The organism is Phyllobacterium sp. T2-21, assembly GCF_055378485.1.
Window position 1 is genome coordinate 1,665,915 of the sequence record NZ_AP027912.1, and the last position, 23,622, is coordinate 1,689,536.

29 protein-coding genes are annotated in these 23,622 nt (G+C 60.2%); 6 read left to right on the forward strand and 23 right to left on the reverse strand.

Annotated elements, in window-relative coordinates; genetic code table 11:
- Positions 1-112 precede the first annotated feature (112 nt).
- Genes betA through ACZ5FP_RS08315 form a run of 4 tightly spaced genes read right to left on the reverse strand, consistent with a single transcriptional unit; the run spans position 113 to position 4,298 of the window.
- The gene (gene betA / locus ACZ5FP_RS08300) at positions 113-1,762 is read right to left on the reverse strand and encodes a choline dehydrogenase (RefSeq protein WP_464662997.1); all 1,650 of its coding nucleotides are present in this window, start codon (positions 1,760-1,762) and stop codon (positions 113-115) included.
- Between the two features lie 11 nt (positions 1,763-1,773).
- Positions 1,774-3,297, reverse strand: coding sequence for a choline-sulfatase (gene betC / locus ACZ5FP_RS08305; RefSeq protein WP_464662998.1), 1,524 nt, complete (start codon positions 3,295-3,297; stop codon positions 1,774-1,776).
- Complete coding sequence (betI, locus tag ACZ5FP_RS08310; protein WP_464662999.1) at positions 3,294-3,887, reverse strand: transcriptional regulator BetI; 594 nt, start codon at positions 3,885-3,887, stop codon at positions 3,294-3,296. Before betI ends, betC begins: the two co-directional genes overlap by 4 nt.
- Positions 3,888-3,932: 45 nt before the next feature.
- On the reverse strand, positions 3,933-4,298 hold the full coding sequence (locus tag ACZ5FP_RS08315) for a hypothetical protein (protein WP_464663000.1): 366 nt from the start codon (positions 4,296-4,298) through the stop codon (positions 3,933-3,935).
- Here ACZ5FP_RS08315 and ACZ5FP_RS08320 point away from each other — a divergent pair.
- From ACZ5FP_RS08320 to ACZ5FP_RS08330, 3 genes are all read left to right on the forward strand, one after another.
- Positions 4,297-5,463: an acetyl-CoA acetyltransferase gene (locus ACZ5FP_RS08320; RefSeq protein ID WP_464663001.1), complete on the forward strand. Its 1,167-nt coding sequence runs from the start codon at positions 4,297-4,299 to the stop codon at positions 5,461-5,463. The two genes, ACZ5FP_RS08315 and ACZ5FP_RS08320, sit on opposite strands and share 2 nt — an antisense overlap.
- A gap of 113 nt (positions 5,464-5,576) precedes the next feature.
- Entirely contained in the window at positions 5,577-6,287 is a 711-nt protein-coding gene (locus ACZ5FP_RS08325; RefSeq protein WP_464663002.1) for a class I SAM-dependent methyltransferase, read from the forward strand.
- A gap of 103 nt (positions 6,288-6,390) precedes the next feature.
- Entirely contained in the window at positions 6,391-7,410 is a 1,020-nt protein-coding gene (locus tag ACZ5FP_RS08330) for an asparaginase (protein ID WP_288192881.1), read from the forward strand.
- Here ACZ5FP_RS08330 and ACZ5FP_RS08335 read toward each other — a convergent pair.
- A complete protein-coding gene (locus ACZ5FP_RS08335; RefSeq protein ID WP_464663003.1) occupies positions 7,403-8,731 on the reverse strand; it encodes a TIGR03808 family TAT-translocated repetitive protein in 1,329 nt (442 codons plus the stop codon). The genes ACZ5FP_RS08330 and ACZ5FP_RS08335 overlap by 8 nt on opposite strands.
- Before the next feature lie 107 nt (positions 8,732-8,838).
- Between ACZ5FP_RS08335 and ACZ5FP_RS08340 the strand changes: the two genes are divergently transcribed.
- Positions 8,839-9,324 carry a GreA/GreB family elongation factor gene (locus ACZ5FP_RS08340; RefSeq protein WP_130268915.1) on the forward strand — a complete coding sequence of 162 codons (486 nt, stop codon included), beginning with the start codon at positions 8,839-8,841 and terminating at the stop codon, positions 9,322-9,324.
- A 92-nt stretch (positions 9,325-9,416) separates the two neighbouring features.
- Here ACZ5FP_RS08340 and ACZ5FP_RS08345 read toward each other — a convergent pair whose 3' ends face one another.
- The 18 genes from ACZ5FP_RS08345 to ACZ5FP_RS08430 form a co-directional block, all read right to left on the reverse strand.
- The gene (locus tag ACZ5FP_RS08345) at positions 9,417-9,593 is read right to left on the reverse strand and encodes an AbrB/MazE/SpoVT family DNA-binding domain-containing protein (protein ID WP_403170681.1); all 177 of its coding nucleotides are present in this window, start codon (positions 9,591-9,593) and stop codon (positions 9,417-9,419) included.
- A 79-nt stretch (positions 9,594-9,672) separates the two neighbouring features.
- Positions 9,673-10,665, reverse strand: a complete 993-nt coding sequence (gene corA / locus ACZ5FP_RS08350; RefSeq protein WP_223611443.1) for a magnesium/cobalt transporter CorA — start codon at positions 10,663-10,665, stop codon at positions 9,673-9,675.
- Between the two features lies 1 nt (position 10,666).
- A complete protein-coding gene (gene scpA, locus ACZ5FP_RS08355; RefSeq protein ID WP_464663004.1) occupies positions 10,667-12,799 on the reverse strand; it encodes a methylmalonyl-CoA mutase in 2,133 nt (710 codons plus the stop codon).
- Positions 12,796-14,238 (reverse strand): methylmalonyl-CoA mutase family protein, encoded by a 1,443-nt coding sequence (locus ACZ5FP_RS08360; RefSeq protein ID WP_464663005.1) that lies wholly within the window; start codon positions 14,236-14,238, stop codon positions 12,796-12,798. The genes scpA and ACZ5FP_RS08360 overlap by 4 nt, the downstream gene beginning before the upstream one ends.
- A gap of 304 nt (positions 14,239-14,542) precedes the next feature.
- Positions 14,543-14,905 (reverse strand): hypothetical protein, encoded by a 363-nt coding sequence (locus ACZ5FP_RS08365; RefSeq protein ID WP_464663006.1) that lies wholly within the window; start codon positions 14,903-14,905, stop codon positions 14,543-14,545.
- Positions 14,906-15,089: 184 nt separating this feature from the next.
- Positions 15,090-15,656 (reverse strand): GNAT family N-acetyltransferase, encoded by a 567-nt coding sequence (locus ACZ5FP_RS08370; RefSeq protein WP_464663007.1) that lies wholly within the window; start codon positions 15,654-15,656, stop codon positions 15,090-15,092.
- Positions 15,657-15,707: 51 nt separating this feature from the next.
- A complete protein-coding gene (locus tag ACZ5FP_RS08375) occupies positions 15,708-15,938 on the reverse strand; it encodes a hypothetical protein (protein ID WP_204276690.1) in 231 nt (76 codons plus the stop codon).
- Positions 15,939-16,101: 163 nt separating this feature from the next.
- Entirely contained in the window at positions 16,102-16,536 is a 435-nt protein-coding gene (locus tag ACZ5FP_RS08380) for a hypothetical protein (RefSeq protein WP_464663008.1), read from the reverse strand.
- A gap of 65 nt (positions 16,537-16,601) precedes the next feature.
- Positions 16,602-16,916 carry a cupin domain-containing protein gene (locus ACZ5FP_RS08385; protein WP_223611438.1) on the reverse strand — a complete coding sequence of 105 codons (315 nt, stop codon included), beginning with the start codon at positions 16,914-16,916 and terminating at the stop codon, positions 16,602-16,604.
- An 84-nt stretch (positions 16,917-17,000) separates the two neighbouring features.
- Positions 17,001-17,345: a hypothetical protein gene (locus tag ACZ5FP_RS08390; RefSeq protein ID WP_464663009.1), complete on the reverse strand. Its 345-nt coding sequence runs from the start codon at positions 17,343-17,345 to the stop codon at positions 17,001-17,003.
- A gap of 312 nt (positions 17,346-17,657) precedes the next feature.
- Entirely contained in the window at positions 17,658-17,921 is a 264-nt protein-coding gene (locus ACZ5FP_RS08395; protein WP_223611436.1) for a hypothetical protein, read from the reverse strand.
- Positions 17,922-18,029: 108 nt separating this feature from the next.
- Positions 18,030-18,542, reverse strand: coding sequence for a hypothetical protein (locus ACZ5FP_RS08400; RefSeq protein WP_464663010.1), 513 nt, complete (start codon positions 18,540-18,542; stop codon positions 18,030-18,032).
- A 67-nt stretch (positions 18,543-18,609) separates the two neighbouring features.
- Positions 18,610-19,035 carry a hypothetical protein gene (locus ACZ5FP_RS08405; RefSeq protein WP_464663011.1) on the reverse strand — a complete coding sequence of 142 codons (426 nt, stop codon included), beginning with the start codon at positions 19,033-19,035 and terminating at the stop codon, positions 18,610-18,612.
- Positions 19,036-19,324: 289 nt separating this feature from the next.
- Positions 19,325-19,576: a GlsB/YeaQ/YmgE family stress response membrane protein gene (locus ACZ5FP_RS08410; RefSeq protein ID WP_223611432.1), complete on the reverse strand. Its 252-nt coding sequence runs from the start codon at positions 19,574-19,576 to the stop codon at positions 19,325-19,327.
- Between the two features lie 74 nt (positions 19,577-19,650).
- Complete coding sequence (locus ACZ5FP_RS08415; protein ID WP_464663012.1) at positions 19,651-19,980, reverse strand: hypothetical protein; 330 nt, start codon at positions 19,978-19,980, stop codon at positions 19,651-19,653.
- A 164-nt stretch (positions 19,981-20,144) separates the two neighbouring features.
- Positions 20,145-20,534: a DUF930 domain-containing protein gene (locus tag ACZ5FP_RS08420; RefSeq protein ID WP_464663013.1), complete on the reverse strand. Its 390-nt coding sequence runs from the start codon at positions 20,532-20,534 to the stop codon at positions 20,145-20,147.
- A 131-nt stretch (positions 20,535-20,665) separates the two neighbouring features.
- The gene (locus ACZ5FP_RS08425; protein ID WP_464663014.1) at positions 20,666-21,514 is read right to left on the reverse strand and encodes a class I SAM-dependent methyltransferase; all 849 of its coding nucleotides are present in this window, start codon (positions 21,512-21,514) and stop codon (positions 20,666-20,668) included.
- A gap of 40 nt (positions 21,515-21,554) precedes the next feature.
- Positions 21,555-21,734 (reverse strand): hypothetical protein, encoded by a 180-nt coding sequence (locus ACZ5FP_RS08430; RefSeq protein ID WP_464663015.1) that lies wholly within the window; start codon positions 21,732-21,734, stop codon positions 21,555-21,557.
- Between the two features lie 226 nt (positions 21,735-21,960).
- Between ACZ5FP_RS08430 and ACZ5FP_RS08435 the strand changes: the two genes are divergently transcribed.
- Both ACZ5FP_RS08435 and ACZ5FP_RS08440 read left to right on the forward strand, forming a co-directional pair.
- Complete coding sequence (locus ACZ5FP_RS08435) at positions 21,961-22,725, forward strand: SDR family oxidoreductase (RefSeq protein WP_464663016.1); 765 nt, start codon at positions 21,961-21,963, stop codon at positions 22,723-22,725.
- 384 nt (positions 22,726-23,109) lie between these two features.
- Complete coding sequence (locus tag ACZ5FP_RS08440) at positions 23,110-23,250, forward strand: hypothetical protein (protein ID WP_223611426.1); 141 nt, start codon at positions 23,110-23,112, stop codon at positions 23,248-23,250.
- Positions 23,251-23,622: the final 372 nt, after the last annotated feature.

A 23,622-nucleotide genomic window follows, 5' to 3' on the forward strand; every position in this document is an offset into this window, starting at 1 on the left:
CAGGGAGCACTATTCTGCAGGGTTTGCGATTGACATTGCAGCCAAACGACATCCCTCATGGTGAGCTTGTCGAACCACGCACACCGGTTGTGCAAAGTAAAATCCGATACCATCACCGGTCGCTCACTTCCCAGCGCGGATTGATCCACGGCTCCTGATTGGAGCGCGGCAGGGGATCGCGGCCAAGAATATGGTCGGACGCCTTTTCGCCGGTCATGATCGACGGACCGTTCAGATTGCCGTTGGTGACGCGCGGAAAAATCGAGGAATCGGCCACACGCAGGCCCTCGACACCGATCACCCGGCATTGCGGATCGACCACGGCCATGGGATCGCTTGCTGCGCCCATCTTGCAGGTGCCGCAGGGATGGAACGCGCTTTCCGCGTGTTCGCGCAGGAAGTCGTCGATGGCCTCGTCGGACTGCACATGCGCGCCCGGCGAAATCTCGCGGCCGCGATAGGGATCGAGCGCCGCCTGGCCAAAAATCTCGCGGGTCAGCCGCACCGCATGGCGGAAGTCCGCCCAGTCGTCCGGATGCGACATGTAGTTGAAGACGATCTTCGGCTTTTCCAGCGGGTCGGACGAGCGCAGGGTGACGCTGCCGCGCGACTTCGAGCGCATCGGACCCACATGCGCCTGAAAGCCATGGCCCTTGGCTGCCGCCTTGCCGTCATAGCGGATGGCGGCGGGCAGGAAATGGTACTGGATATCAGGGTAGTCGACACCGGGTTTTGAACGCACGAACGCGGCGGATTCAAAATGGTTGGTGGCGCCGTCGCCGGTCTTGAAGAACAGCCATTGTGCGCCGATCCTGGCCTTGGAGAACAGCCCGAGTTTCGAATTGAGCGTGATCGGCTTCAGGCTTTCCTGCTGGATATAGACTTCCATATGGTCCTGCAGGTTCTGGCCGACGCCGGCGCGATCGGCCACCACGGCAATGCCATGCTCCTTCAGGTGCTGTGCCGGGCCGATGCCCGACAGCATCAGAAGTTTTGGCGAGTTGATCGATGATGCCGCAACGATCACCTCACGCCGCGCGCGCACGATTTCCGTCTTGCCGCGCCGGGTGATTTCCACCCCCGTCGCCCTTTGATTCTCGATGACCACACGACGCGCGAAGCCATTGACGAGACTCACATTCCGCCGCTTCAGCGCCGGGCGCAGATAGGCATTGGCCGTCGACCAGCGGCGGCCATTGTGAATGGTCTGTTCCATGGCGCCAAAGCCTTCCTGCTTGGCGCCATTATAATCTTCGGTGACTTCGAAACCAGCCTGCCTGCCCGCATCGACAAAGGCGTGGAAGAGGGGATTGTCGCGCCGTCCGCGCTGCACATGCAGCGGGCCATCGGTGCCGCGCCATCCGGCCTCGCCGCCATGGGAATGTTCCATGCGCTTGAAATAGGGCAGAACGTCCGCATAGGACCAGCCCGCCGCGCCGCTCTCCGCCCAATGGTCGAAATCATGGGCATGGCCGCGCACATAGACCATGCCGTTGATGGAGGAGGAGCCGCCGATCACCTTGCCGCGCGGGGTCACCAGCGTGCGCCCGCCCAAATGCGGTTCCGGCTCGGACGAAAAGCCCCAGTCATAGGTGCTCATGTTCATCGGGAAGGAGAGGGCGGCGGGCATCTGGATGAATGGCCCCATATCCGTGCCGCCGAATTCGATGACGATGACCGAATGCTTGCCATCCTCCGACAGGCGGTAGGCCATGGCGGAACCGGCCGAACCCGAACCGATGATGACGAAATCTGCTTCCATAGCTGGCCCCATTATTCGCCGCGCGGAAAGCGCGCGTTTTCTTCCAGAACATTCAGATCCATGTGATTGCGCATGTAGCGCTCCGAGGCCCTCTGCAGCGGCTGGTAGTCCCAGGGATAATAGGAGCCGTTGCGCAGCGCCTCATAGACCACCCAGCGCCGCGCCTGGCTCTCACGCACGGCGGCGTCATAGGCCGCCATGTCCCAGCGCGCCTTGGCGGCAGCCGTGAACTGGGCAAGCAGTGCCGCATGGGCGGGATCACCGGCAAGGTTGGTCAGCTCGCGCGGATCGGATTCAAGATCAAACAGTTGCGGCGGATCGATCTCGCAATGCACGAACTTGTACCGGCCGTCGCGCATGCAGACGAGCGGGGCATTGGAGCCCTCCGCCGCATATTCCATCAGCACCGGGCCCTGCCGCTTGCCGCCCGCGATGAGGCCGGTCAGGTCCTCGCCGTCGGTCCATGGTTTGACGGCGGCAATGTCGATACCGGCGAGTGCCGCAAGGGTCGGGTTGATGTCAAGCGTCGAGGCCGGCTGGGTAACCAATTGCGGCGTGATGCCCTTGCCTGCAATCATCAGCGGCACGCGGGCCGACCCCTCGAAAAAGTTCATCTTGAACCACAGGCCGCGCTCGCCCAGCATGTCGCCATGGTCTGACGTGAAGACAATGATGGTGTCGTCGAGCATCCGCGTAGCCTGCAGCACCTCCAGAATTTCGCCGATCTTGTCATCGACATAGGAAATATTGGCGAGATAGCCCTGGCGTGCCCGGCGGATGTTTTCCGGGGTAATATCGAATTGTGTGTAGTCGCAGGCCTGCATCAGGCGCTGCGCATGCGGGTCCTGCGCTTCGAACGGGATGGCAGGAACGGCAGGCTCGAGTGCAGGGGAATTCTCATAGAGGTCCCAATATTTGCGCCGTGCCACGTAGGGGTCGTGCGGATGGGTGAAGGAGACCGTCAGGCACCACGGGCGGCGCGCCGGATCATCCGATGTGCGCGACAGCTGGTAGAGCTTTTGCGTGGCATGAAACGCCACCTCGTCGTCATATTCCATCTGGTTGCTGGTTTCGGCGACGCCAGCGCCGGTGACGGAACCGAGATTGTGATACCACCAGTCGATGCGCTCGCCCGGCTTACGGTAGTCCGGGGTCCAGCCGAAATCGGCGGGATAGATATCCGTGGTCAGGCGTTCTTCAAGACCGTGCAACTGGTCAGGCCCGACAAAGTGCATCTTGCCGGAAAGGCCGGTGTAGTAACCGGCGCGGCGCAGATGGTGCGCATAGGTCGGAATATCCGAGGCGAACTCGGCGGCATTGTCATAGACGCGGGTGCGGGACGGCAGCTGCCCGGACATCAGCGAGGCACGGGCCGGGGCACAGAGCGGCGAAGCGGTATAGGTGTTGGCAAAGCGGGCCGAACGCTGCGCCAGCGCACGCAGATGCGGGGCATGGATGAAATCGGCCGGACCGTCCGGAAACAGGGTTCCGTTCAGCTGGTCGACCATCAGGATGAGAATATTCGGTCTTGTCATTGGCATGCTCCGGCGGCGGCTAATTTCGTCGTCACATAATCTTCCACGAGCGCGATTGCCGAAGCTGCCTCAGGCGCGCCATTGCGCAGCGCATGGCGGATATAGAGCCCGTCGATCATCGCGCCGGTGCCCTCGGCAATCTGCAGAGCAGTCGCCCGGTCGGTCATGCTGCTCAGCGCAAAGGCGAGGTTGGAGTGCATGCGCCGGGCATAGACCCGCAGGAGGCGGCGGGTCTCGGTCGATTGCTGTGCGTGCACGTAAAAGGTCAGCCATGCCGCCACGGTCTGCGGCGCGAATTGCGAGGCGGAGAAATTGACGGCGATGATGGCGGCAATGCGTTGCGCCGGTGTCTGCGCTGGCGCCAGCGCCGCCAGGAGATCCTGCCCGAGTTCTTTCAGGAGATGGCGCATGGTGGCCAGGATCAGCTGTTCCTTGCCGCCGAAATAATGATGCGCCAGCGCCGGCGAAACGCCCGCTTCATGGGCGATCTCCGCGACAGTCACATCAAGCGAGCCGCGCTGGCCGATGGTGCGGATCGCCGCATCGATCAACTCCCGCTTGCGCAGTGGTTCCATTCCGACTTTGGGCATGCTGAAAAACCTCGTTCGGAGGAATTATTATTCTTGATTGACTGATCAATCAATAAAAATAGCGACGTTTTGGAGCGGTATTTGATGGAAGCGGCGCAAAGCCTCCGTGCGTGGTTCGACAAGCTCACCATGAGGGAGGGTGAGGGCTGCAGTGAGTATATTCTGCAAGGATTGCAATTGGCCCTGCACCAAACCACCTCCCTCATGGTGAGCTTGTCGAACCACGCACCACATTCTGGCAGCACTGGTGTAACCACCGGCAAGCAATAAACGACTCTCCACGATGCTCCCAACCGCACGATAATTGCCAAACCACAGGCCCTGGTATTGCACTGCAACAAAGCCCTTTACCTTGAAACGATGCGGGTTCATGGTTACCTCAACAAGAATGACATTTTGGAGGAATGACATGACAGCCTGTATCGTTGGATGGTCGCATCTGCCTTTCGGAAAACTGGAAGGCGAGAGCGTGGAAAGCCTGATCGTCAAGGCGGCCGTCGCTGCGCTCGATCATGCAGGCATCGGCCCGCAGGATGTCGACGAGATTGTCCTCGGCCACTTCAATGCCGGGTTCTCGCCGCAGGATTTCACCGCCAGCCTCGTCCTGCAGGCCAGCGATGCCTTCCGCTTCAAGCCCGCCACCCGGGTGGAAAATGCCTGCGCCACCGGTTCGGCGGCCGTGCATCAGGGCATCAAGACCATTCGCGCCGGCGCTGCCCGTGTTGTACTGGTGGTGGGTGTCGAGAAGATGACATCGACGCCGGGACCCGAAATCGGCAAGAACCTTCTCAAAGCCTCCTACCTGCCGGAAGAGGGCGATATCCCCGCCGGTTTTGCCGGGGTGTTCGGCCAGATTGCGGCGGCCTATTTCCAGAAATATGGCGACCAGTCCGATGCGCTGGCGACAATCGCCGCGAAGAACCACAAGAACGGCGTTAATAATCCCTATGCGCAGATGCGCAAGGATCTGGGCTATGAATTCTGCCGGCATGAAAGCGAGAAGAACCCCTTCGTTGCCGGTCCGTTGAAGCGGACTGACTGCTCGCTGGTGTCGGACGGCGCGGCAGCGCTGGTTCTCACCGACACGCAGACGGCACTGAAGATGAAGCGCGCCGTGGCCTTCCGTGGCGCTGCCCATGTGCAGGATTTCCTGCCGATCTCCAAGCGTGACATCCTGCTGTTCGAAGGCTGCGCCGAAGGTTGGAAGCGCGCCCTCGATCAGGCCGGTGTCACCATCGACGATCTGTCCTTTGTCGAAACCCATGATTGCTTCACCATCGCCGAACTCATCGAATATGAGGCGATGGGTCTGGCCAAGCCAGGCGAGGGTGCCAAGGTTGCGCTGGAAGGCCAGACGGCCATGGGCGGGCGCCTGCCGGTCAATCCATCCGGCGGTCTCAAGGCCAAAGGCCATCCGATCGGCGCCAGCGGCGTCTCCATGCATGTGCTCTCGTCCATGCAACTGACGGGCGAAGCCGGCGGCATTCAGGTGCCGGATGCCAAGCTTGCCGGCATTTTCAACATGGGCGGCGCTGCCGTCGCCAACTATGTGTCGATCCTCGAACGCATCAAATAAACCATCCGATAGCGTTCTTTTCGAATCCGGGACTTCAAGTCCCGGATTCGCCGTGTCAAAAGCATCCGGCAAATCCATGAATTGAATCATCTTTTCCGGCAGAGGAAAAAGACATGTCGAACGGATGGAAGGAATCGGCATCCGCCTGGATTGCCGAACAGGCGCAAGACGGTGACTACGGCCGCGTTTATGTTCTCGACAAGCCGATGCTGGAACGCGTCAGCGGACGCGGCTTTAAAAACGCACTCGACGTCGGCTGCGGCGAAGGCCGCTTCTGCCGCATCCTCAAGGGCCTTGGAATCAAGCCGGTCGGTATTGACCCGACCGAGGAATTGCTGGCGCAGGCGCAGGCCCGTGACCCCGAAGGAGACTATCGTTTCGGCTATGCGGAGGCGCTGGAATTTCCGGATGCCTCTTTCGATCTGGTCGTAAGCTACCTCTCGCTCATCGATATTCCCTATCTGCGCAAGGCCATCGCTGAAATGGTCAGGGTGCTTGCGCCGGGTGGAACCCTGCTGATTGCCAATCTCAACAGTTTCAACACGGCGGGACAACCGGGGGGCTGGCAGCCCGATATCAACGGCGATCCGCGCTTCTACGTGGATCATTATCTTGAGGAGCGTGTGGACTGGGTGGAGTGGCGCGGTATCCGCATCCAGAACTGGCATCGGCCGCTGAGCACTTACATGTCGCTTCTCCTTGGTCATGGTCTCACCCTGCGCCATTTTGCCGAACCGGCACCCTATGGCGGCGATCCCGACAAGGCCGATCGCTACCGCCGGGTACCCTATTTCCTTGTCATGGAGTGGCAGAAGGGCGGCTGAGCGCAATTGTGCCGTTTTCGCCATTGGAAAGGCAAACGGGGCATCCTATAAGACCATCAATTCCGGCGGACGCCGGTCGATTTCCTGAGCAATGTAGGGCGTTATGAGCAATCCGGTTCTGGTTGAAGTTTTTCGCGGCGAAACAGTGGAGAGCCGCCATCGCGGCGCGGTTGTTGTCACAGATGGCGACGGCAGGATTGTCTATTCGGCCGGCGATATCGAACGGCCGACCTTTCCCCGTTCGGCGATCAAGGCAATCCAGGCGCTGCCGCTGGTGGAAAGCGGCGCTGCCGATGCCTATGGCTTCGGCAATGAGGAACTGGCCATGGCCTGCGCGTCGCATTCGGGCGAACCGCTGCATGTGAGCAAGGCTGCCGACATGCTCGGCCGCGCCGGTCTCGACCTCTCCGCACTGGAATGCGGTGCGCATTGGTCATCCGATCAGTCCGTGCTGATCGCCCAGGCCCGCAGCATGCAGGAGCCGACGGCGCTGCACAACAACTGCTCCGGCAAGCATTCCGGATTTCTCTGCACCTGCGTGCATCTCGGCATCGAGACCGCAGGCTATTCGACCCTGGGATCACCGACTCAGACCATGGTATGCGAAGCCATGGAGAGCGTGACCGGCGCGGTTCATTCGCTGGATCATTGCGGCACGGACGGTTGCTCCATCCCGACCTATGCCATCCCATTGAAAAGCCTTGCCCATGGCTTTGCCCGCATGGCGACCGGCACCGGCCTGCCGCCGGTACGGGCCAAGGCAGCAAAGCGTCTGCTCGATGCCACCATGGCAGCCCCATACTATGTCGCAGGCACCAACCGCGCCTGCACGCGGCTGATGGAAATGGCGCCGGGGCGCATCTTCGTCAAGACCGGTGCGGAAGGCGTTTTTGTGGCGGCTTTGCCGGAATTCGGTCTCGGCATCGCGCTCAAATGCGATGATGGTGCGACCCGCGCCTCCGAAGCGATGATCGGAGCGGTTCTCGCGCGGATTTTCCGTGGGGATGCGGAACTGGAATCGAAGCTCGACCGGTTTGCCGACCGCGAAATGCGCAACTGGAACGGCATCACCTACGGTGTTGTCAGCCCGGCCGATATCCTGACCGAAGCCGATATCAACTGAGAATATTGCGCGCGACGATCAGCTTGTCATAACCGCTGGCATTCTGCCGGGCGAGATCCTTGGTCACCGCATCCATCCAGCGATGGCCGAGAATGCCGCCTCGGGCGGCCTTCTCGATGATATTGTCGGTGATGACAGCGGAGCCGACACCGTCGACGACGCTGACATAAATGCCGGTGCCCGCCTGCCGGATCACATTGCCTGTGGCGGTGAGGTTGCGCATATAGGGACCCCAGCCCAGCTTGATGCCGTAGAGGGCGGCAGTCTCGATGACGTTGCCCGTCACGGCAATATCCGCTTCGACGCTGATGCCGATGCCGAAACCAGGCGCATCGGCGGGATAGGGCCCGATGGCGGTGAGGTTGCGCACCACATTGCCGCTGCAGGTGCCCATGCGACCGCCGCCATCGAAATTGACCATGGAAATGCCGCTGGCCGCGCCGTCGACGATGTTGTTGGCGATCACCGCGCCTTCGAAGGCGAATTCGGAATAAAGCGCCATCTCGCCGCTGCCGGTGCAATTGTTGCCGATGATCTGCACATTGTTCCCGGCATTGGCGCGGACGGCGGAGAAGGCGCACCCCACCAGCACATTGTTGGAAACAAGCACGTTGCCCGCACGGAACACATTGATGCCATTGCCGTTCTGGCCGGTGCCGCCGCCATCGGCGCGGATATTCTCGACGCGGTTGCCGCTGACGATGGTCCCGTCCGGCCCCTGTGCATCGCGGAAGATCAGGATGCCGCCATTGCCGCAATCGCCGACATGGTTGGCTGTGATGTCGAGCCCGGCGGATTGCGACGCAAAAATACCGGCATCCCGGGCGCCGCTGATACGGTTGTTGCGGATACTGCCGCCGCATTGAGAAAGCGCGATGGCGTTTTTGCCCGATGCCGCGACATCGCAATCCTCGATGACGATCCGGGTGACATTGGCAGCATCGACCAGCGCCTTGGCGCCGCCGGCAAGCGGCTGGTTCGCGCCGTCGATGACAAGCCCGCTGAGGCGGATCTGCGCGCCGCTGCTGGCCCTCAGAAAGGAACCGCCGCCGCCATAAACGAGGCGGGTTGCGCCGGGAATGCCGGCGAGATTGGTCCGTGCGGGCAAATCCACGCCGGAAACAATATAGGTTCCGGGTTGCAGGAAAATCTGATCGCCGGTCGCGCTCGCCTTCTGCAGGAGGGCATTGAGCGCCTTGCCCTGATCGTCAGGCGATCCGGGATTCAGTCCTGTGGATGCCGCTGCAAAAGTCCGGGCGGGCAGGAGTGCCCCGGCACCAAGCCCGGCCATTCCACCGAGAACAAGACGTCTGTCGATCACGGGCTTTACCTCAGGTTCAGCGGTTGGACAGGCCAAGGATTGTATGTCTTTTGGCCAATCGATTGATGGCACTTGCAGCTTGGTCAGGCAAGGCATACCTTCACCGGATGAGCAGAGCTTTCACCAAGGAAGACGACAGCAATTCATCGATTGATCTGGGCGAGCGCCCCGTCAGTCCGCACCGGAATCTGGTGACCGAAAACGGTCTTGCCATGATCGATGCTGAGATCGCTGCCCTGCATGAGGAACTGGCCAAGGGCAATGCCGAGGCCGACCGTGACCTGATCGCGCGGGCCTCGCGTGACCTGCGTTACTGGACGGCGCGGCGGGAGACGGCGGAGGTTTCCCATCCCGACCCCGCCAGCTCCGTGGTGCGCTTCGGCATGACGGTGACCATCGCCGACGAGCATGATACCCGCCACAGCTGGGCCATCGTCGGCGAAGATGAGGCCGATGCCAGCCACGGCAAGATTTCGCATGTCTCGCCCATGGCGCAGCTGATGTTCGGCAAATCGCTCGGCGATATTTTCGAACTCAACGGCCGCGAATGGGAAATCATCGCGATCGGACTGCCGCAGGTTGAATCGGAATAACGAGAGAAAGCCTTAAACCATTCGCTTACAAGGGTTCTTTGGCTGGTTGCCCCAATTGAGCTGGAAAAGTCAGGCTCAGCTTTGCGGATGCATCATAAGCCATTTCTATCTGCCCCAGAAGCAACAGCAGACGGTATTAGGATCAGTCCCTTGCCCGTTTCTAAAACCTCAAGTTCGTCACCAATTTTAAGATTGTAACGATCAAGAATTTCATCTGGAATAATGAAACCAACTTCGTCTCCGATCTCGATCAAGGTGACCACATACATGATCTGCGCCCCAGTGTTGCGAATGAATTACAACACCTGCAGTCAAGTGAATCAAGATCGCTGATCTCATCACTTCGTCTTACAGCCAGCCCTTCTTGCGGAAGATCAGCAGCGGGATGACGGCCGAGGCAATCATCATGCCGATGGCCATGGGATAGCCCCACATCGTCTTGAGCTCCGGCATGAACTCGAAATTCATGCCGTAGATCGAGGCCACCAGCGTTGGCGGCATGAAAGCGACGGCCGCCACCGAGAAGATCTTGATGATGGCGTTCTGTTCGATGGAGATGAGGCCAACCACCGTATCGAGCAGGAAGGTGATCTTGTTGGAGAGGAAGTCGACATAGGTGCTCAGTGACTGGGTGTCGCGCTCCAGCGACTTGATCCACGCCTTCGTCTCTTTCTTGTAGCTGTTCTGCTCGGTAATGGCGGCGAGGTAGACCAGCAGGCGGCTCACCCCGGCAATGCTTTCCCGCACCTTCGACAGAAACGCACCCTGGCCGCCGATCCGCGTGAGACTGTCGCGGAAATTCTTCGTCGTCATCGGTTTGTCATTGTCGGAACGGCGGAAGATCGTGTGGGAGTTCTGGTCGATATCCGAGGCGACGCCTTCGAGAATATCGGCAATGCGATCCGTCACGGCTTCGATGATCCCAAGCAGAATGGTCACGCCGCTGCATTTGTCGTTGATCAGCCCGTTGCCGGGCTTCGACGCCCGGCTGACATAGAGGCTGAAGGCCCGCGGCTCGGCATAGCGCACCGTAACCAGGAACGAACCCGTCAGGATGAACGAGATCGGACTGATGGCGTGATGCTTGTCCTGGGTGAAATAGAGGATCGGCGCCGTCAGGTACTGTCCGCCATTTTCCGTATAGAAACGGCTGGACTCCTCGATCTCCACCATATCCTCGCGGGTCGGAATGGCGGTCTTGGTCCAGGTCTCGGTCTGGACATCCTCGTCATGGGTGGGATTGAGCAGGTCGATCCAGACCGTATTGTCAGGCAGGGCATCGCCGGCCTTGGCCGGGCGTGCGGCCAGATGATCTGCTTCAAGCGTGTAAACAACGATCATGTCACAATGAACCCAGCAAGGTATCAATCAGCTTTTCCGCGGCTTCACCGATCACGGTCCCCGGCGGGAAGATGGCAGTCGCGCCGGCCTTCAGCACGGCATCGAAATCCTGGGGCGGAATGACGCCGCCGACAATGATCAGGATATCGTCGTGCTCGCGCCGCTTCAGCGCCTCTTTCAGTTCGGGGACAAGGGTGAGATGTCCGGCTGCCAGCGAGGACACGCCGACAATGTCGACATTGCTCTCAATGGCAAGCTCCGCCACTTCATCCGGTGTCTGGAACATGGCGCCGACGATCACGTCGAAGCCGAGATCGCCGAATGCCGTTGCAATCACCTTCTGGCCGCGGTCGTGGCCGTCCTGGCCCATCTTGGCAACGAGGATGCGCGGCTTTTCGCCGGTGCGCTTTTCATAGGCGGCGGCCTTGGCCTGCACCCGGTCGATCACCGCGCTCTTGCCGACTTCCTTGCGGTAGACGCCGGAAATGGTGCGGATATCGGCGACATGGCGGCCATAGGCTTTTTCCAGTGCCAGCGAAATTTCGCCGACCGTTGCCCGGGCCCGTGCAGCCTTGATGGCAAAATCGAGCAGATTGCCGGTGCCGGATTTGGCGGCGCCGGTCAGGGCGGTCAAGGCGCCGTCCACTGCGGTCACATCGCGCGTGCCCTTGAGCTGCTGCAGCTTCGACAGCTGGCGGGCCCGCACCTCCGCATTGTCGATCTTCAGCACATCGATTTTGACGTCATCGACCGGCCGGTAGGAATTGACCCCGATCACCGGCTGCTGGCCGCTGTCGATGCGTGCCTGGGTTCGTGCCGCGGCCGCTTCGATGCGCAGTTTGGGAATGCCCTGTTCGATGGCTTTCGCCATGCCGCCGAGCGTCTCGATTTCCTCGATATGGGCGAGCGCCCGCGTCGCCAGATCGTGGGTCAGGCGCTCCACATAGGCCGAACCGCCCCAGGGATCGATGATGCGCGTTGTGCCGGATTCCTTTTGCAGGATCAGCTGGGTGTTGCGGGCGATGCGGGCCGAATGGTCGGTCGGCAGCGCCAGCGCCTCGTCAAAGGAGTTGGTGTGCAGCGACTGGGTGTGCCCCTGGGTCGATGCCATCGCCTCGATCATGGTGCGCATGATGTTGTTGTAGGGGTCCTGCGCGGTCAGCGACCAGCCTGATGTCTGCGAATGGGTGCGCAGTGAGAGCGAGCGCTCGTCTTTCGGGTTGAAGTTCTTCTTCAAAAGCACCGCCCAGAGCAGGCGCGCGGCGCGCATCTTGGCGACTTCCATGAAGAAGTTCATGCCGATGGCCCAGAAGAACGACAGGCGCGGCGCGAATGTATCGATGTCGAGTCCGGCCGCGACACCGGCCCGGACATATTCGATGCCGTCGGCAATGGTATAGGCAAGCTCGAGATCGGCGGTCGCGCCCGCTTCCTGCATGTGATAGCCGGAAATCGAGATCGAGTTGAATTTCGGCATATTCTGCGAGGTATAGGAGAAAATGTCCGAAATGATCCGCATCGAAGGCTGCGGCGGGTAGATGTAGGTGTTGCGCACCATGAACTCTTTCAGAATGTCGTTCTGAATGGTTCCGGCGAGCAGTTTCTGGTCGACGCCCTGTTCTTCGGCGGCAACGATGTAAAGCGCCAGAATCGGCAGGACCGCGCCGTTCATGGTCATCGACACGGTCATTTCGCCGAGCGGAATACCATCGAACAATTGCTGCATGTCGAGAATGGAATCGATGGCCACGCCCGCCATGCCGACGTCACCGGCCACGCGCGGATGATCGCTGTCATAGCCGCGGTGCGTGGCAAGATCGAAGGCGACGGAAAGGCCCTTTTGGCCGGCCGCCAGATTGCGCCGGTAAAACGCGTTGGATTCTTCGGCCGTCGAAAATCCCGCATATTGCCGGATGGTCCAGGGCTGCTGGACATACATGGTGGGGTAGGGCCCGCGGATGAACGGGGCCGATCCCGGAAACGTATCGAGGTGGGACAGGCCCTTCAGCGCCGCATCGCCGTAGGCACGCTTGACGCGGATACCTTCCGGGGTTTTCCACACCGCTGCTTCGGGCTTGCGGGCAGACGTTTTGGGCTCTTGCCAGTCGATCTGGGTAAAATCGGGAACTCTCATTCTGCGGAAGCCTGCAATGTTTCATCGATGCGCGGGAAGGTCAGCGGCTCGCAGTGAACCACGCCATCCGTCGGCAGCGGCATATGGGGGGCATCAAGCACGGTCACTGGCCGCTCCTCCTTCGCAGGGAAAAGTGTCGTTCCGATGATCGCACGCGTGCCGGACCGGTATTCTTCGTTGCGCGCCACCCGCGCCGCGATGATGCGCTGCTGGAAGCGGTCTTCGACCAGGCTTTGCAGGATGCCGCCTTCCTTTTCCAGCATCTGGAATTCTTTCCATGCGGCCTCGCACAGGGCGTCGGTCAGGGCTTCGATCGCACCCGAACCGGCTCCCGGATCGGCGACGAAGGCAAGGTTGCTCTCGTCGGCCAGTACCAGCTGGGTGTTGCGGGCAAGCCGCCGGGCAAACGGATCGGGCAGGCCGTGGGTGATGGTGTGCGGCAGGACGGCGAGGCTGTCGGCACCGCCCACTGCCGCCGCAAAAGCCGCAATCGTGGTGCGCAGCGTGTTGGTTTCGCAGTCCTTTTTCGTCATCATCCGCATGGAGGTTTCCGCATGGATGGTCGCGGCAGACGGGGGAATGCCGCAGGCCTCCTGCAGGCGAGCCCAGAGGCGGCGCAGCGCCCGCAGCTTGGCGATCGACAGGAACTGGTCCTGATCGACGGCGATGGAAAAACCGATATGCGGGGCGGCGTAGACAATCGGCTGGCGCGCTTGCTCAAAAAGGCGGAAATGGCCCGATGCGATGGACAGCATGGCGCCCAGCTCCTGCGCCTCCGTTGCACCGGCATTGTGGTAGACGCGGCCATCGGCTTCCAGCACGATCCCCGGCAGGTCGGTGGAGAAGAACCCGGCCAGCGACTGCGGCAGGGATGCCTTGAGCGCTGCCAGCGTCATGCGCAGGCGGCCGGTTCCGGCCAGCGTTGCCGCGGGATCGATCCCCAGGGAGAAGCTCAGTGTCTTCGGGTTGATGTTGCGCGGGCGCATGTAATCGACGAACCAGTCGGCACAGGCGCGGCTTTTCGGATGCACGTCCATGCGCAGGTGGATCATCTCCAGATGCACGCCGCGCAGCACCTGATCGACCGCCTCGCGCGTTGACGGCAAACCGTAGCCAAACGCATTGGGCGCCCCTTCGAACACCAGCGAAATGCCGGTCGCGCCGTTTTCCAGATCTTCCAGAAGCTGCCTGTTGGCGCGAACCGGGTCCGGATCGTCGATGCGCTGGACGATATGCCATGGCTGCGCCGGATTGCGGCGCGGAGTCAGTTTGGCATTCTTGCGGCGTTCATACAGCGGCTCGATGGGAATATTGTCGTCGGTCCGCGAGACGAGGGCCTCATGGAAGTCCGCACCCTTCAGGGCCTTTTGCGCCAGTTTGACCCAGCCCTCGCGGTTTGCCGCGGCAAACGCCGTGTCCTTTAGGATAGACGCGTCCATGCTCACTCCCGGTCGAATCAAACCGGCTTTCCGCCGAATGAGATCATTTCGGCCGGAAACCGGCGTCACTGTTGGTTTTCGGTACGCAAAAACGCAATTTGCGTCAGGCCCGATATTTCCTGCCAACTTTAGGGGGTGTTATGCTGCTTCGCAATAAAACAAAACATATGGCCCTGAGATATTGGGTCTGGAAAACCCGCTTCGGCTGGTCGATATGGTCCAGCTGTCGGCACCGTCGACGTGACGGGCCGGTAAATCCCTGCTTTCCGCGGGATCGATGCGGCCGGAAGCAGCCTCGATCCGGTTATTGATTTGACCGGCCGGGACCGCCGTCATTGCTGGTCCGGTAGCGGGGAACGAAGACCCGGCGGCCGTCTGACCGTGCCATTCCGGAACGTCCATTCCAACCCGGACGATTGCCGCGGTTGTCCCAGTAGCGCCTGCCATAATCGCGGCGGTAATAGTTCCGCCCGTAATAGTTGCGCCCGTAATAGCTGCGTCCATAGCGCGGACCGCCAAAATAGACCGAATCATAGTAGCCGCCATAGCCACCATAATAACCGCCATAGCCGCTATATCCCCGGTAGTAGGTACCTTCGACGCACCCGGACAGCGCCAGGCCTGAAAAGCCGATCACGGCTGCGACGATAAGAGACTTGATAGACATCGGATGTACTCCCGAACATCATACTTGTTTACTCAAACAAGTTCAGCCGTGAATGGTTCCTTAAATTCTTCTGCTGTTCCAGCACATTTTGTACGACAACACCCGATGAACAGTCACAATTCAGCTGTTCCGGTAATCTATTGTGTTGTCTACAGAAAGTCGGCGTACGGCCACCGCGTGAAAATCAACGCGCCGCGCGCAGGAAAACATATTCGATCCCGTCGATCTCATCCATTTCCTCGCCGACTTTGGCAAAGCCCAGGCGCTGTACGATGCGAAGCGAGGGCGGGTTGTCCGGCGATACGGAGGCGGCAAAATGCTGGACGCCATGGACATCGCGCGCCCACTCCATGACGGCTTTGGCCGCTTCGGAAGCGTAGCCGTGGCCCCTGTCACTTTTGAAGATGAGATAGCCGAACTCGACGGCATTGCGCGCATAGGACTGCAGATAATCGGGATCGGGCCGGGTGTGAAACCGGATGTGGCCGATCATGCGCCGTTCCGCGGTCAATATGATCGCACGCACGGACCACGGCAGATAATCCGGGTCTTCGTCCAGACGCATCCGGCCTGCTTCAAGCGCACCGGGGTCCTCAAGCAATTCGTGCGGTATGGATGTTCCGGTCATGCGGCCGGCGTGGGCGAGATCACCGGCCAGACAGGCGGTGACCGCATCGGCGGGCATGAGCCGAAGGGTGAGGCGGGGGGTGACGATGTCGTCGACGGCTGGTGCGGTGCGGTCTGTGATCATGCGCAGCAACCTATCCGCCCGATTGAAGCTCATCAAGCGGGCAGCGGCCGGTCAGGATCGGATGGCCGATCCCTTGTCGAGTACGGCGCACAACTGCACGAACTCGGTCGCCTCGATGGGCGTATCGCCGTTGATGTAAATTCTCGACACGTCCCGAAGCTGGGGAATGGCCATGCACGCCTGATCGACACTTGGATATTTGTGCTCTGTCGAAGCCAGATTGTTGTCGAGGGTGAGTACGATTGTTTCTGCGTCGCGATTGACATCAGATGGATCGATCACGGTCTGCTCCTGGTGCTCATTGACTTGCGAGCACCGATTTTACGGCAAACGGCAGCAATGCCAAGCTGCGAAAAACCTGCGCTGTGGATAACCTGCCTGCTGTCCATGTTGACATCGTCATGACCGCAACGAGTCCGGAAACAATCAAAGTTAAAAGGAAAGCCTATATATCCAATGCCTTAGACCGTTGAAAACTGGCTTCCACGGTCGAGATCACGCCATTGTTCTGTCTCACCATCATTTTCAGATAAAGACGTGCGTTGCGGATCTCCATGTGGGCGAGGAACAGTTTCCCGGCATAGGCACCGCCACTATTGCTGCGCCATTCGCCCGTACCTTCCACGACTTTGACAGAGTCGGCTTTGGGCTTTTTAAACGTAGCAGCCCAGCCGTTGTTTGACGTTACATTCAAAGACATGCCTGTTTTCGTGATTTCAATCTTGCAGGTTTTGCAATCGCCAGCGTTCGAGCCGATTTGTTGCCATTTTCCTTCGAATGACCCCGATTCTGCCTGTGCAGCAGTAACAAGCAGGAGGACGGCGGCTAAAGACAGAAACAGGTTGCGAAACATCGGCAGGCTCCAGTGGCTGCCGAGCAATCTATAGTCTCCATATCAATAAAAAATTGCAGGAAACGATGGTATTTTACGGGTTGCGCCAAGAGCTAGGCGATGAGCGCTTCCGGCTTTTTGATCTCGATCTCGACAAAGGCAATCGCATGCGGCGAACCGTTCATGACATCGTGCTTGATGCCGGACGGGCGCTGATAGGACTGGCCGGCGGCCAGCGGCACGTCGGTGATATCGGTTCCGTTGTGAATGCGCAGGGTTCCATCCACCAGCATGACGACGAAATAGGGCCATCCATGCTCATGCCAGCCCGTGACGGCGCCCGGCTGAAAATCCCAGCGGGTTATGCGCACGGCATCATCGTCTTGCTGAACGGTCGGTATTGCGGGCAGATCGCACTGGAAGGCCAATTGTCATATTCCCGATTGATGGTGCAGTTTTCGTTGCCGATCCAATCCTGCCCGCGGCGGGAATGCAAGTGGCTTGGCCTGTTGTCATAGCCCCGGGCTGCAGGTTTCCGCCGTGCGGTCCTGCTGCCGTTGCTCGCGCAGCGCCGCTGCCGCATTCAGTCCGGCGAACAGGCACAGGGCGGCGCACATCAGCGCGACAGCCAGACTGAACGGCTTTCGCAGCGTTCTGGCGTGCAGCGCGAGGCCGGTGCCATACACCAGCAGGGTCGGCACGGCATAGAAAAGCACCTGAATCGGGCCGTCGCAATCCACGCCATCGATGCCCTGCGCCTCGTATTCGTTGACGGGTAGTCCGCCCGCCAGAAGCGCCAGCGGCAATGCTGCAGCCAGTATGAAATATCCCAGCCATTTCAGACGGATGCTTGCCATGAACACTGTGATCTCAAGGAGCGCGAAGGGGATCCTGCAGGGAATGGGGCGGTACTTGGCCGGGCCCGGCTTGTTTCTTTGAGAACAGCGCAAGGGCTCCCAGAAGGGCAAACATAAGAACAAGCACGCCGATCACAAGGCATTTGTGTCTCATCAGGCATCTCCATTGTGACGTCGATGTGACTGTGGAACAGTTTTTTGGCAGCAATCGGGTCGCAGGTCAAATTCGGTCCGCTGGCGCGTGCCGAATGGGCGACGCAGACAAGAAAAACCCGGCAGGACGGCCTTGCCGGGTTTTGGTTCAGATGGAAATCAGCGGCAGACGCGGACTTTTCTGACGATGATTCGGCCATGTACACGGTGCCGCTCCGTCCGGACGAAACAGTGGCGATTCCATCGGCGATAGTGACGCCGGTAACCCGGCCGGTAATCGACGTTCTGGACAACGCTGCCCGTCGTGCCGGAAGGGCTGGTGGTCTGGACCAGCGGTACGGAGAGCGGGGCCGCTTCGGACGGCGCGTTGAACGCCATCAGGGATGTAACGGCAATCGCGGTGGCAAGTATCAGGCTTTTCATGTTGAACCTCTGAGCTGTTGACACGACAACAATACATTGGCTTTGCGCCCGGTTCCCACATGACAAAAATTTTAGGTTCGGCGGCGCCGGGAAGGCACTGTTGCAATCCTAGGGCGAATCGCTGGCTTGCCACCCGGGCAGAGTGCGCTGTTCGTCCTCGGTCAGATCCACCGCAAAGGTGCCAATGGTCCTGTTTCCCTTGGCAAAGGCCAGGACCGACAGGAGACCTGTCACCAGGGCCGGGTCTTCGGCTTTCGGATAGATGTGCAATGCAAGGGTTGCCATATCGACCCACGCCCGTTCATAGGCGTCCATCAGCCATTCCGGGATCGGGGGATTGCGGTCATTGTTCAGGCGGGCCGCTTCAATGGTGGCGACAAGGGCAAAGGCGTTCCAATCCCTGAGCTTGAGCTGCCAGGCGATCCGCACGATTTCCGGGACGGCGGCATAGGCAGCCGTGTCCACATCCCCGTGATGATGCAGGTTTTCCCACAATTCGTCCCAGGCGAGGGTGAAATCCCCCTGTTCGAGTGCCTGAAGCGCATCGGACGGGTTGTAGAGATCACGATAGCCGCTGCGAAGTGTGTACCAGCGCTCATCGGTCCAGGCCAACAAACTCATGACTGTCCCCTGCATGTTTTCACCGGGTCAATCAACCGCGTTGTTCCGGCGAAAGCAAGAACGTCTGCTAATCCTGATAAATATAGGATGCGCACATATCGCTGTTGCTGGCCGGCGCCTTGTCGCCGGTGAACACGGCAACCTCCGTCAGCCCTTCGCCGGCGCGCCAGGTGGCGACATAGGAAACATCGCCGGACCCGCACAGCCTGTTGCCGTTTTCCAGTTCGGGATCCGCAGGGGTTTCGACTTTGTAGACCGATGCGTTGAGATTCTTTCCATCGACAATGAAGTGGTCGCCGAGCAACGACGAAAAAGCCAGCGCCTCGCCATTGGCAAAGGTAATGCTGAAATCGTCCATTTCTATATCGCCGGTGATGCTCTGGGCCGTGTTGCTGTAGGCTGTATAGGTGTCACCATCGGCCCGTGATTGGCTGCCTTGGGCGGCGAGAATGAAAAAGGTGGCGGGCAGGAGATAAAGTAAGCGGTATTGCATGCGGGCCCTCCGGTCAAACCTGTCGGGATGGATCGCGATACTGCCGCACCCCTTCTGGACGATTTTGCAACAATCGTCTTGGCATTGATCTAATAGGCTTTTTCCGGCATCGCGCAAGCTCGAACGGCTGTCATCAAGCGCTTTAAAATTCCCTTTCGCGTCTTCCTGCACCGGGGCAGGTGGCACCCGAAGGCACAACGAAAACCGCCATTTGCCGGGTTATCGCTTCGGCAAACGGCTGAAATCGTCAAAACTGCCCGGTCACACGCAACCGGCCGGGCAGCGGCTGTCAGCGGCGGATGGCTCGCCCGACACCGACCAGAATGCAGGCACCGATGAATCCGGCGATGAGATAGCCGATCCAGCCGGTCAGAACGATGCCGAACACCGATAGAATGGCATTGGCAAGAACCGCGCCGACGATACCCAGAATAATATTCATGACGATGCCTGTGTCGCTCTTCATGAACATCTCGGCCAGCCAGCCGGCCAGTCCGCCGATAATGATGGCTGCAATCCAGCCCACGCCTGCAGTTCCCATATCAATACCCTCCGTTGTGAACATTCACGATCATTCAAACGGCGGATCGCGCCGTTTGTTCCGCGCTGCAAAATCTATTTCCACTGTTTGCCCGGCCGCCAGTCGTCCTCGTCGTCCCGTTCACGCAGCCAGCGCCTGATTTCGCGGCAGCTGCGCGGGCGGCCATCGCTGATCCGGCCGTCGGTGCAGGGCTCGTAGCGCTCCCGCCGTTCCCGGTAGCGGTCACGGCGCTCGAGCATGCGCAGGAGTTCACGGCAGCTGCGCGGTTTGCCGTCGCTGTAGCGGCCATCGGTGCATGGGTCCGTGTCGTACTGGACGAAAAGGGCCGGCGGCTCGGCCGCCATGGCGGGAGCAAGGCTCATCACGAGAGTGGCTGAGAGCAGGGCATGGCAGAAACGTCGCATGGTGGTTCTCCGGAACCGATGCGATGGGAGTGGCGGGAAGCATCGGTCCGCAACAGCAATCGGCGTGCACCATTGCCATAGCATTGCAAAATTGTGGGCCGAGGTAACTTATTTGCGCGGTTTGCCGCGCACGCGCCCGGCACGCCGCTGCCCCGAAGATGCGGTCAGGGCACCAGATAGTGCTGGCCCCACTCGTTCCTGGGGATTTTTTCACCGATGCGGTATTTGAAAGCGACGATTTCCATATTGTCGTCATTCGTCGCGCATTTGAATGCCAGGTGATACCATTCGCCCCGGCTGCGAAAGGCCGCGCCGCGCGATTTGATCGCGTGCTGGTCGACTTTCGGGTCGGCAAAGGCGTAGGCCAGCACCTTATCGGGATTGTAGCCGTTCTGGTCCTTGCGGATGCGCTCCATCGCCTCCACATCGCAGCGCTGTTCGAGCCGGGTCTGCGGATCGAGTTTCTCCAGGCCGGTTTCCATTCTCGTGTCCATGGCGGCTGCCGATTGCAGGGACACGGCAAGAATGGCGCACAGCAGCGTTGGCTTTTTCATGGATGGGATCAGCCTTCTCTATCTGCCGGCGGGCCGTGCCCTTGGCAGCGATGTTGAGGAATCAGGCGGTGGCCTGCTTGTCGAATCGCGGGGAGAGGAAATTTGCCCAAAGCGGCAGGAATGTCAAAAACTTATGCCCGCCGCGCGGTTACGATCCATGTGCCCGTTCCAATGAAGACGCTGTCCGGTGTCGCATAGGCGGCAAGTTCGCGCCGAATGGCCTCCCAGGCGGCCTCTGCCCCATCGGGAAACTGCCTGATATGCTCGCCGACAAAGCCGATCTTGAGGATGCTCAGCACTTCGTCGATGTCGCCGCCGCCGGTCGTCAGATCAAGCGGCGCGACACCGATGTCCGAAAAACCGGCCGCTGTCAGGACAGCGCGAATACGCTCCGGCCTTGCCAGCGAAAATGCGCCCGGCCCCTGGCCCGGCAGATCGGGGGCGGGAAGGTACCGGCTTGCAACCCGGATCGGCATTTCGAACCATTCCACCTCGCGCCGGTCGCGCCAGCAGGCGAAGGCAAGCCGCCCGCCGGGTTTCAGCGCCTTGGCCAGATTGGCAAAGGCCGCGACGGGATCGTCAAAGAACATCACGCCGAAGCGCGAGAACAAGCCGTCGAACCGGGCCGGGCCGAAGTCATGGGTTTGCGCATTGGCCTCGATGAAACGCACATTGCCGAGGCGTTCGGCGGCCGCCTCGGCGCTGCCCGCGGCCAGCATCGACGGGGAGAGGTCGGCGCCCGTGACGCTGCCATCCGGCCCCACGGCACGGGCCAGCGCCAGCGATGTGCGGCCGCAACCGCAGCCCACATCGAGGAAGGCCTCGCCCTGCCGCGGCGCGAGCGCCTTGATCGCCGCATCGCCGATCGGGCCAAGCATCCGTTCCAGTGGGTCCTGCAGGACGATCCAGTTGTGCGACCGGCTGTCGTCCCAAACACCCGGTGTCCCTGTCTCCGGTTGGCTCGCATGGGGATCTGACATGGCAATCCTTGCTGTTGGCGGGCGCGTCACTGCTCCGCGATCACTCTTCCGTGCCGAGATCGAGATCGGCAAGTTCCTTTTCGCCGGCGCTGCGGGCTTCCTGCTCGGTCCTGTAGGGGCCGATCTGCGGGCCGGCGTCACCATCGATCACCAGAACATAATACCAGCTTGTATCATTCTTCTGGCTGACGGCGACATGGCAGGTCTGTTCGTTGCTCATGGGGATTCTCCGGCCTTCGGCGCACGATCTTTCGCACGCCATTGGCGCAGTCGAAGCCGGGGAGTGTCTGGTTGCATGGCACAATTATGGGAGTGAAGTCATGAGCCGTCAAGGCGAGGGGCGGAGCCCGCAGGTTTCGGGTGGCGCGGTGCGGGCACGAAAGCCATTGATGGCCGCGCTGGCGTGGCTGTCATGCCGGCATTTTTGAAATCCAAGAGGCGATGATATGCATAGTTTGAATGGAAAAACCGCCATTGTCACCGGTGCCAGCTCCGGCATCGGCTACGAAACGGCCAAGCTGTTGGCGCGGGAAGGCGCCCGTGTGGTCGTTGCCGCACGGCGGGGGAATGAACTGGACAAACTGGTGGCGGAGATTGCCGGCGAGGGCGGTGAGGCCGTGGCGCTCGCGGGCAGTGTCGGCGATGCCGCCTATGCCAGGGCGCTGGTGGAGCTGGCCGAAGAAAAATTCGGCGGATTGGACATCGCCTTCAACAATGCCGCGACCAATGGTGAAATGGGCCCGACGCCGGATGTTTCGCTTGGCGGCTGGCAGGAGACCATCGACATCAATCTGACATCGGCTTTCCTGGCGGCAAAATATCAGTTGCCCGCCATGCAGAGGCGGGGCGGCGGATCGCTGATCTTCACATCGACCTTTGTCGGATATACCGCCGGCATGCCCGGCACGGCCGCCTATGCGGCCAGCAAGGCGGGGCTTATCGGGTTGATGCAGACACTTGCGGTGGAATTCGGGCCGCAGGGTATTCGCGTCAATGCACTGCTGCCGGGCGGTACCGATACGACCATGGCGGAAGCCTGGATCGACACGCCGGAAAAGCGTGCCTTTGTCGAAGGGATGCATGCGCTCAAGCGGCTGGCAAAACCAGCGGAAATAGCCCGTTCCGTGCTCTATCTGGCCTCGGATGCGTCCAGCTTCACCACGGGCACGGCCATGCTGGTCGATGGCGGCGTATCGATCAACCGGACATAGTGCCGGGCGTCGTTTGAGGTGACGGCGCGCACCTGGCCCACGGACATTTCTGGGTACATTTACCTATTCCATTGACACCCTGTTCCGTTCAATAAATGTAAGCATGCTGATGGTGAGTATGCGATCTGTCGAACTGGTCCCCCAAAGACGAAAGTGCCCAGGCCGCATATGGAACGACTGTTGGCAGAGGCTCGGTGCTCTCCATGGTAGTGACATGCAATGGCCGGTGTCGAGCCTCACAATCTCTCTGATTTGTCTTCCATCATCTGGCCACTGCCGGTTCGGGCAGTGGCCGGCAGGCACGTTTTCTCCAGCCGCCGCACCGCATTTACAGGTCGTTAAGCATGCAGGCTTATTCTTGAAGCCTTGGAGGGCGTATATTCCATGTTGGATGTGAAGGCTGATCCGATGATAAGCGACAATGACAACGACAGCATCTGGACTGATTTCGTCTGCCGCACCTGTGCTCTGGCAATCTTCATGGTTGGCGTTGCGATACCGGTTGCGTTCAAGCTGTTTATCTAACCCGACAGGTTTCATTGCCGATTTGTAATTTGACCCGCGCCGCGCCGGGGATCACCATGGCGGCGCTGGTTTGTCGTGGGGCCAGCATGGGGCTCGACGGCTGCCAGTCCTTCGAAATTAGCTGTTGTCGAGCCTCCTCCCATCTCTTGGGTCTATGGAGGCAGTATCGCCAGCACCGGCGCTGTTAACGTTACTCACAATAGAGCTATTCTAAAAATAACCGGAAAAGCGCATAACCAGCATCTCTCATACAATGTCATGAGACAATGTGAGGATAGCATGGTTGTGCGTGCCAGGATTACTTACGTCGATCCGCAAAACCACAGGAACAAGATATGTGTCCGGGCGCAGGGGTGCAGTGAAATGGCCCAC

Bases quoted from the DNA above. Each gene is read 5' to 3' on its own strand.
- betA (WP_464662997.1), bottom strand. From the start codon at position 1,762: ATGGAAGCAGATTTCGTCATCATCGGTTCGGGTTCGGCCGGTTCCGCC.
- betC (WP_464662998.1), bottom strand. From the start codon at position 3,297: ATGACAAGACCGAATATTCTCATCCTGATGGTCGACCAGCTGAACGGA.
- betI (WP_464662999.1), bottom strand. From the start codon at position 3,887: ATGCCCAAAGTCGGAATGGAACCACTGCGCAAGCGGGAGTTGATCGAT.
- ACZ5FP_RS08320 (WP_464663001.1), top strand. From the start codon at position 4,297: ATGACAGCCTGTATCGTTGGATGGTCGCATCTGCCTTTCGGAAAACTG.
- ACZ5FP_RS08315 (WP_464663000.1), bottom strand. From the start codon at position 4,298: ATGTCATTCCTCCAAAATGTCATTCTTGTTGAGGTAACCATGAACCCG.
- ACZ5FP_RS08325 (WP_464663002.1), top strand. From the start codon at position 5,577: ATGTCGAACGGATGGAAGGAATCGGCATCCGCCTGGATTGCCGAACAG.
- ACZ5FP_RS08330 (WP_288192881.1), top strand. From the start codon at position 6,391: ATGAGCAATCCGGTTCTGGTTGAAGTTTTTCGCGGCGAAACAGTGGAG.
- ACZ5FP_RS08340 (WP_130268915.1), top strand. From the start codon at position 8,839: ATGAGCAGAGCTTTCACCAAGGAAGACGACAGCAATTCATCGATTGAT.
- ACZ5FP_RS08345 (WP_403170681.1), bottom strand. From the start codon at position 9,593: ATGTATGTGGTCACCTTGATCGAGATCGGAGACGAAGTTGGTTTCATT.
- corA (WP_223611443.1), bottom strand. From the start codon at position 10,665: ATGATCGTTGTTTACACGCTTGAAGCAGATCATCTGGCCGCACGCCCG.
- scpA (WP_464663004.1), bottom strand. From the start codon at position 12,799: ATGAGAGTTCCCGATTTTACCCAGATCGACTGGCAAGAGCCCAAAACG.
- ACZ5FP_RS08360 (WP_464663005.1), bottom strand. From the start codon at position 14,238: ATGGACGCGTCTATCCTAAAGGACACGGCGTTTGCCGCGGCAAACCGC.
- ACZ5FP_RS08365 (WP_464663006.1), bottom strand. From the start codon at position 14,905: ATGTCTATCAAGTCTCTTATCGTCGCAGCCGTGATCGGCTTTTCAGGC.
- ACZ5FP_RS08370 (WP_464663007.1), bottom strand. From the start codon at position 15,656: ATGATCACAGACCGCACCGCACCAGCCGTCGACGACATCGTCACCCCC.
- ACZ5FP_RS08390 (WP_464663009.1), bottom strand. From the start codon at position 17,345: ATGGCAAGCATCCGTCTGAAATGGCTGGGATATTTCATACTGGCTGCA.
- ACZ5FP_RS08395 (WP_223611436.1), bottom strand. From the start codon at position 17,921: ATGAAAAGCCTGATACTTGCCACCGCGATTGCCGTTACATCCCTGATG.
- ACZ5FP_RS08400 (WP_464663010.1), bottom strand. From the start codon at position 18,542: ATGAGTTTGTTGGCCTGGACCGATGAGCGCTGGTACACACTTCGCAGC.
- ACZ5FP_RS08405 (WP_464663011.1), bottom strand. From the start codon at position 19,035: ATGCAATACCGCTTACTTTATCTCCTGCCCGCCACCTTTTTCATTCTC.
- ACZ5FP_RS08410 (WP_223611432.1), bottom strand. From the start codon at position 19,576: ATGGGAACTGCAGGCGTGGGCTGGATTGCAGCCATCATTATCGGCGGA.
- ACZ5FP_RS08415 (WP_464663012.1), bottom strand. From the start codon at position 19,980: ATGCGACGTTTCTGCCATGCCCTGCTCTCAGCCACTCTCGTGATGAGC.
- ACZ5FP_RS08420 (WP_464663013.1), bottom strand. From the start codon at position 20,534: ATGAAAAAGCCAACGCTGCTGTGCGCCATTCTTGCCGTGTCCCTGCAA.
- ACZ5FP_RS08425 (WP_464663014.1), bottom strand. From the start codon at position 21,514: ATGTCAGATCCCCATGCGAGCCAACCGGAGACAGGGACACCGGGTGTT.
- ACZ5FP_RS08430 (WP_464663015.1), bottom strand. From the start codon at position 21,734: ATGAGCAACGAACAGACCTGCCATGTCGCCGTCAGCCAGAAGAATGAT.
- ACZ5FP_RS08435 (WP_464663016.1), top strand. From the start codon at position 21,961: ATGCATAGTTTGAATGGAAAAACCGCCATTGTCACCGGTGCCAGCTCC.
- ACZ5FP_RS08440 (WP_223611426.1), top strand. From the start codon at position 23,110: ATGTTGGATGTGAAGGCTGATCCGATGATAAGCGACAATGACAACGAC.